This is a genomic window from Nocardia sp. 2TAF39 (genome assembly GCF_052114905.1).
GTDB lineage: Bacteria > Actinomycetota > Actinomycetes > Mycobacteriales > Mycobacteriaceae > Nocardia.
This window is the reverse complement of sequence record NZ_JBFRFQ010000097.1, coordinates 1-6,157: the sequence shown is the minus strand read 5'-3', so window position 1 is coordinate 6,157 and position 6,157 is coordinate 1. Positions and strand designations below refer to the sequence as shown.

At 66.1% G+C, this 6,157-nt stretch carries 7 protein-coding genes; 2 read left to right on the top strand and 5 right to left on the bottom strand.

From position 1 onward, the window contains the following. The 5 genes from AB4Z47_RS30265 to AB4Z47_RS30245 form a co-directional block, all read right to left on the bottom strand. Positions 1–1,379: amidase (locus AB4Z47_RS30265; protein WP_441956069.1), on the bottom strand; the 1,379-nt coding region annotated here is incomplete at its 3' end. A 235-nt stretch (positions 1,380–1,614) separates the two neighbouring features. Further along, the gene (locus AB4Z47_RS30260) at positions 1,615–1,746 is read right to left on the bottom strand and encodes a hypothetical protein (RefSeq protein ID WP_441956067.1); all 132 of its coding nucleotides are present in this window, start codon (positions 1,744–1,746) and stop codon (positions 1,615–1,617) included. Positions 1,747–2,018: 272 nt separating this feature from the next. Continuing rightward, a complete protein-coding gene (ychF, locus tag AB4Z47_RS30255) occupies positions 2,019–3,098 on the bottom strand; it encodes a redox-regulated ATPase YchF (RefSeq protein ID WP_441956065.1) in 1,080 nt (359 codons plus the stop codon). A gap of 238 nt (positions 3,099–3,336) precedes the next feature. Next, complete coding sequence (locus tag AB4Z47_RS30250; RefSeq protein ID WP_441956063.1) at positions 3,337–4,263, bottom strand: quinone oxidoreductase family protein; 927 nt, start codon at positions 4,261–4,263, stop codon at positions 3,337–3,339. Between the two features lie 149 nt (positions 4,264–4,412). Further along, complete coding sequence (locus AB4Z47_RS30245) at positions 4,413–5,048, bottom strand: TetR/AcrR family transcriptional regulator (RefSeq protein ID WP_441956061.1); 636 nt, start codon at positions 5,046–5,048, stop codon at positions 4,413–4,415. A gap of 42 nt (positions 5,049–5,090) precedes the next feature. Here AB4Z47_RS30245 and AB4Z47_RS30240 point away from each other — a divergent pair, with 42 nt between their 5' ends. Beyond that, a complete protein-coding gene (locus AB4Z47_RS30240) occupies positions 5,091–5,723 on the top strand; it encodes an NAD(P)-dependent oxidoreductase (RefSeq protein ID WP_441956059.1) in 633 nt (210 codons plus the stop codon). A gap of 72 nt (positions 5,724–5,795) precedes the next feature. Then, on the top strand, positions 5,796–6,157 hold a 362-nt coding region (locus AB4Z47_RS30235; RefSeq protein ID WP_441956057.1), incomplete at its 3' end, for a hypothetical protein.

Below are 6,157 nucleotides of genomic sequence, written 5' to 3'. Positions count from 1 at the left end.
AACATCGGACCGATGAGCTGCACTCCCACCGGCAGACCCTCGGGGGAGCGGCCAGTAGGTATCGCGGTGGCGGGCAGGCCGGGCATGGTGGCCAGACCGGCCCAGACGAGCTGGTCGAAGTACGGGTATTCGACGCCGTCGATGTCGATCCGGCGTTCCAGCACATCGGGGTTGTGGTTGTGCGGGAASGCGGGAGTGGGCGTGATCGGRCACACCACGGCATCGAACTCGGCGAAGAGCTGCCGCCAGCCGTGGCGGTGGAGYTCGCGACGGTTGTTCGCYTCSAYCCAGTCGCGGTGRCTGARCACCATGSCGCGCAGCCGCGCCGCATCGAGACTCYGGTCGTCYGCGYTCAGKSCGGCGGCGYGGGTCYGCAGCTGCTCGTACCCATCGACGGGAAAACGTGCAACGGAGCCCGAAAACAAAAACTGCATGTAGAGCGTCGCGGCGTCGGTCAGATCGGGCAGCAGCGGACTGTGCCGTGCGACGCGGGCGCCGCCGTCGACAAGCGCCTCGGCCACCCGGTTCACGCCCGCCTGCACCGCGGGCCCGGTGGGAATGAGCGGATGCTCGTCGAGGACCAGGACACGGAAGTCGCCGAGCCGCTCATGGCGCGCGGGCGGCAGGCTCGCGTCGTACGCGACGCCGTGCGTGAGCGGATCAGGTAAGGCCATCACATCGAGCAGGAGTGTGAGGTCGCGGGCGGTGCGCGCCATCGGACCGACGACGGCAAGGTCGAGATCGGTCGGCAGTGCCGGCGCGGGCGGCGCGACCATGCCACGGGTCGCCGCCAGACCGAGCGTGGGCTTGTGTGCGTAGATACCGCAGAAATGCGCGGGGGTGCGTAGCGAACCGGCGAGGTCGGAGCCGATGGACAGCGCGCCGAATCCGCACGCCAATGCCGCCGCTGATCCGCCGGAGGACCCGCCCGACGTGCGAGCGTGATCCCACGGGTTGTTGGTGGTGCCGTAGATCTCATTGAAGCTCTGGATATCTTGCAGCCCCAACGGCACATTGGTCTTCCCGAGCACGACCGCGCCGGCGGCCTTCAGCCGTGACACCTGTACCGCGTCCTCGGCCGGCACATAGTCCCGGTGCATCGGCATGCCCCAGGTCGTGGGCAGCCCGGCGATGTTGTAGGACTCCTTGACCGTCACCGGAATGCCGAGCAGCGGCCAGTCCTCGCCACGGGCGCGCGCCTGGTCGGCATCGCGCGCGGCGGCCCGCGCGCGGTCGAAATCCGGTACACAGATCGCGTTGATCGCCTTGTCGTCCCGCTCGATACGGGCGATCGCCTCATCGGTCAGTTCCACCGATGTCACCGCACCAGCATGCAAGGCGGCCGCGAGTTCTTCCGCCGACTGAGAATTCCAATCCATGAATCCGACGCTATTGGCCCGCCGGAGAGGACATAAAATGCCGCTTCGCACAACGGGAAAGTCGAACGGACCACCTGCACCGGTGAAGTACACGCTCGTTCTGCCATCGAGGACGGCCCACCCCAGGTCACAGCGTCGGCAGCGGGCCAACTCCATGAGGGCAGGACATGAAATGCCGCTTCGCACAACGGGATAGATGTCTCAATACGCATCATGTTCCTGGCCCGGCCACAGACTATTCGCCCGACCACTGGCGATGGCGACGCGCGGCGGGATCGGTGTCGGCCTGGAAGTCCAGGAGACCTTCATCGGACACCCGCGCGTACTTCGCGAGGCTGCGAACCAACGTATGCCCGGACAGCTTCATCAACACCGGTGTAGACGCGCCCGATGCCAGAATTCACGACCGAAGCCAGGCATCGGCTTACCAGCCGATCATGCTCGGTGGATCGGAGCAACGTCTGCGCACCAACGTCCTGTCTTGCCGCATAGCGCGCGGTTCGAAACGGCGCTGTTGTCCGGCGAAACAACTGAGCCCCCCAGAACTCCTGAGTGGAGGCTCAGCAGTATCTCTACCAGCGGCGAGTCCGACCGACGACATCCGTCCGGGTCAGAGCCTACGCGTGATGAAGCCGCCCGCTAGACGTTGAAGCGGAACTCCACGACGTCGCCGTCGGACATCACGTAGTCCTTCCCTTCCATCCGGACCTTGCCCGCAGCCTTGGCAGCAGCCATGGACCCGGCTGCGACCAAATCGTCGAATGCCACGACTTCGGCCTTGATGAACCCGCGTTCGAAGTCCGTATGGATGACCCCAGCAGCCTTCGGCGCGGTGTCGCCCTGGTGAATGGTCCACGCGCGCGATTCTTTCGGGCCCGCGGTGAGGTAGGTCTGCAGGCCCAGGGTGTGGAAACCCGCACGAGCAAGGGCGTGCAGTCCGGGCTCGGTTTGGCCGATGGATTCGAGCAGTTCGATTGCCGACTCCTCATCCAACTCGAGCAGTTCGGCTTCCACCTTCGCATCGAGGAACACCGAATCAGCTGGAGCCACAGAAGCTTTCAGCTGCGCCACCTTCGCCTCATCGGTGAGGACCGACTCATCGGCGTTGAAGACGTAGAGGAAGGGCTTGGTGGTGAGCAGCGAAAGTTCTTTCAGCAGTTCGGTGTCCACCTTGTCGCTCGCGGCGAACAAGGTGGTGCCGTTGTTGAGGATCTCCTGCGCCACCTTGGCAGCCTCGGCGACCGGCTTGCGTTCCTTCTTGACCTTCGCTTCCTTCTCCAGCCGCACGACCGCCTTCTCCAGGGTCTGCAGGTCGGCGAGGATGAGCTCGGTCTCGATCACCTCGATGTCGGCGTCCGGGTCGACACGGCCGTCCACGTGTACCACGTCATCATCGGCGAAGACACGCACCACCTGGCAGATGGCGTCGGCCTCACGAATGTTGGCAAGGAATTTGTTGCCCAGGCCCGCGCCCTCGGAGGCACCCTTCACAATGCCGGCGATATCGACGAACGACACGGTGGCGGGCACGATGCGCTCCGAACCGAAGATCTCGGACAGCTGGTTCAGCCGCGGATCTGGCAGCGGGACCACGCCGACGTTCGGCTCGATCGTCGCGAACGGGTAGTTCGCGGCAAGCACGTCATTCTTGGTCAACGCGTTGAACAGCGTCGACTTTCCGACGTTGGGCAGGCCGACGATTCCGAGGGTGAGACTCACGAGGAACAGAGTCTACGCGGCACACGGACTGCTCTACCCTGCGCCCGTCCGAAGCGGTCGTCTGCTGATGCGAAGCGACCGCAGTACCAATCCTGCGCACCGCGCCCGCCCCAGGCGATCGCCGTACCGACGGGAAGGATCGCCGCATCAACCCGACACCCGCGGTACAACCCGCGGCCCCACCGAACCGAACCACCGCGCCCGTCGGAGCCCCGCCCGAGTCGTCGACGAAACGACGTCATCCGGGGATCAGGACAACTTTGCCGAGGTTGCCCCGCCCCTCGATAACAGCGTGTGCCTCCGCTGCATCTTCCAACGCGAACTCCGCGTGCACGGCAGGACGCAACTGGCCGGACGCGAAGTACTGCCACAGCTCCTGACGCCATTGGTCGTACACCGCGGGCCGTCCCCGGGCGATGCGGGCCATCTGGAAGCCGATCACCGATTTGGCGCCGACGAGCAGGTCGTATGCCTGGATGGTTCCACCGCCGGAGCTGTAGGCGACCAGACGTCCACCGGGAGCCAAGGCCGCGATCGACGGCGTGAGCAGGTCACCGCCGACGGCATCCAACACGTAGTCGACAGGCGTGCCCCAGGACTCCTGGCTGTACTCGACCACTTCGTCGGCGCCGAGGTTCTGCACGAACTCCGCCTTGGCGAGATTCGACACCGCACCGACTACCCGCGCCGTGCCGCGCACCCGCGCCAACTGGACCGCGAGGTGTCCGACTCCGCTCGCGGCGGCTGTGATGAGCGCCGACTCCCCCTCCGTGGGGGACGCGGCGTCGAGCGCACCCAGCGCGACCAGGCCGCTACGCACCAGCGCGACAGCGTCGACTGCCGAGGCTCCGTCGGGTATCGGCGAGGCCATGGCCGCCGAAAGCAGCGCGTAGTCGGCGTAGCCGTGCCCGAACACCAAGCCGGTGACCCGATATCCGGGCGCGTACCCGTCGACGCCCTCGCCGACGGCGACCACTTCGCCCGCGATCTCGCCACCCAACGCGATCGGCTCGCGCTGCTCGCGCACCTTCCGCACGACCGGGAGGGTCACCCCGATCGCCTCGACGCGAACCAGGAGTTCCCCTGGTCCGGGTGTAGGCACCTCGACCGAGACGAGCTCGAGCACTTCGGGACCACCGCTGCGCTCGTATTGCACCCGCCGCATCGCACCTCCAGAAATCGTTAGAAGGCGCAACGGTAACCGGTTCACAGCGCGCAGCCACACCCTATTACGTGCCGAAGTGCTCGATCTCACCGTTGCCCGGCTCCGACATGGACCCTTCCCGCGTAGTGGGCAGCACTGACCGCACCGCGTCAGCTCGAAGCGCCGCCGGCACACGGGTCGAGACCACGAACCAGAGTCCTCGCCAGCCTGCGAGCGAGTTCATCCGATGCCGGTGTGGCGTCCGGACCGGACTGGTAGTACCGCAGAAACGCTTGATGGAAGCAGGTCCCGTCGAGCAAGGACGCCGCCGCGGTCACGTCGGCGTCGGCAGCGATGCGGCCGAGTTCACGCTCCGCACGCAGATAGTCGGCGATACCCGCGATGGCGTGACCGGGTCCCGCCCCATGGTGGCGCATCGAATCACGGTGGGCGGCCATACGTTGCGGCTGCGCGAGCAGGCCACCGAGCAACGGGAGCGACTGCTGGTAAAAGCTCAGCGCGTCGCGGGCCATGGCCGCGAGATTGTCCTCCACGCTGGACGCCCCTGGCCGGGGCCGTGCGTCCGCCGGACTGGGCATCCGATGCCGGAGGACGTTGAGGATGATGTCCTCCTTATCGCTGAAGTGCTTGTACAGCGCCGCCTCGGAATACCCGGCGGCCTTGGCGATCTCCTTCGTCGTGGCTTGGACCACACCGCGGTCGCGCATGATCTCCGCCGCCGCGTCGAGGATTCGATCGCGTGTTCCCATACCGAACTCCTGGTTGACAGGTTGGTAAGTACTCACCCATTCTAGGTTAGTAAACACTCACCAACCAGGAGGGCCGACATGCGACTCACAATTTTCGGAGCAACCGGCAAGACGGGTGCCCACCTCGTTCGGCAGGCACTGACGGCCGGACACGAGGTCACCGCGGTGGTGCGCGGCGCACACACGATGCGGGACCATTCCGCGCTACGCGTGATCAAGGCCGACGTGATGAATCCGGCCGACCTCATCCGGTCGCTGCGCGATGCGGATGCCGTGCTCGATGTCATCGGGTCGAGGGAGAGTGGACCCACTTCGGTCTGCACCGACGCCGCACTGTCCATCACCAAGGCGATGGAAACCGCGGGCGCCAAGCGACTGGTCCTGATCAGCAACAGCGCCGGAGCCGCAGGGCAGGGCGATGACTGGTTCACCCGCTTCGTGGTGAAACCACTCATCCTGCATCCGCTCCTGCGGCACAGCCTGGCGGATATGGCCGCGGCCGAGCAGGCAGTCCGCGATTCGGCGCTCGACTGGACAATCGTCCGCGCGCCACAACTCACCGACAATCCGGCCAAAGGCTCCTACCGCACCGCGGTCGAGCGCAACGTATTGTTCGGCATCCGCATCACCCGCGACGACCTGGCCACCTGCCTGCTCGACCTGGCCGCCGACGAAACGGCGATCCACAAGCACGTCAATGTCGCGAACTGATCGCCGTCGCGTCGGACGCGCCCTCGGTGAGTTCAGTTCACGGCAGCTGAGGCGCGGCATAGCGTGGCCGATATGGAGCCGACCACCGACCTGGTGACGGCACGTCCGGCACCCGTGCTCGCGGCATTCATCGATCACTACGTCGGCCACTGCATCGGGCCGAACGAACGCTCAACGAAGCCGCTCATGCGCCGGGCCGAACGAACGCTCGACGAAGCCGCTCATGCGCCGGGCCGAACGAACGCTCGACGAAGCCGCTCATGCGCCGGGCCGAACGAACGCTCGACGAAGCCGCTCATGCGCCGGGCCGAACGAACGCTCAACGAAGCCGCTCATGCGCCGAGCCGAACGAACGCTCAACGAAGCCGCTCATGCGCCGAGCCGAACGAACGCTCAACGAAGCCGCTCATGCGCCGAGCCGAACGAACGCTCAA

Bases quoted from the DNA above. Each gene is read 5' to 3' on its own strand.
- AB4Z47_RS30240 (WP_441956059.1), top strand. From the start codon at position 5,091: ATGCGACTCACAATTTTCGGAGCAACCGGCAAGACGGGTGCCCACCTC.
- AB4Z47_RS30260 (WP_441956067.1), bottom strand. From the start codon at position 1,746: ATGAAGCTGTCCGGGCATACGTTGGTTCGCAGCCTCGCGAAGTACGCG.
- AB4Z47_RS30250 (WP_441956063.1), bottom strand. From the start codon at position 4,263: ATGCGGCGGGTGCAATACGAGCGCAGCGGTGGTCCCGAAGTGCTCGAG.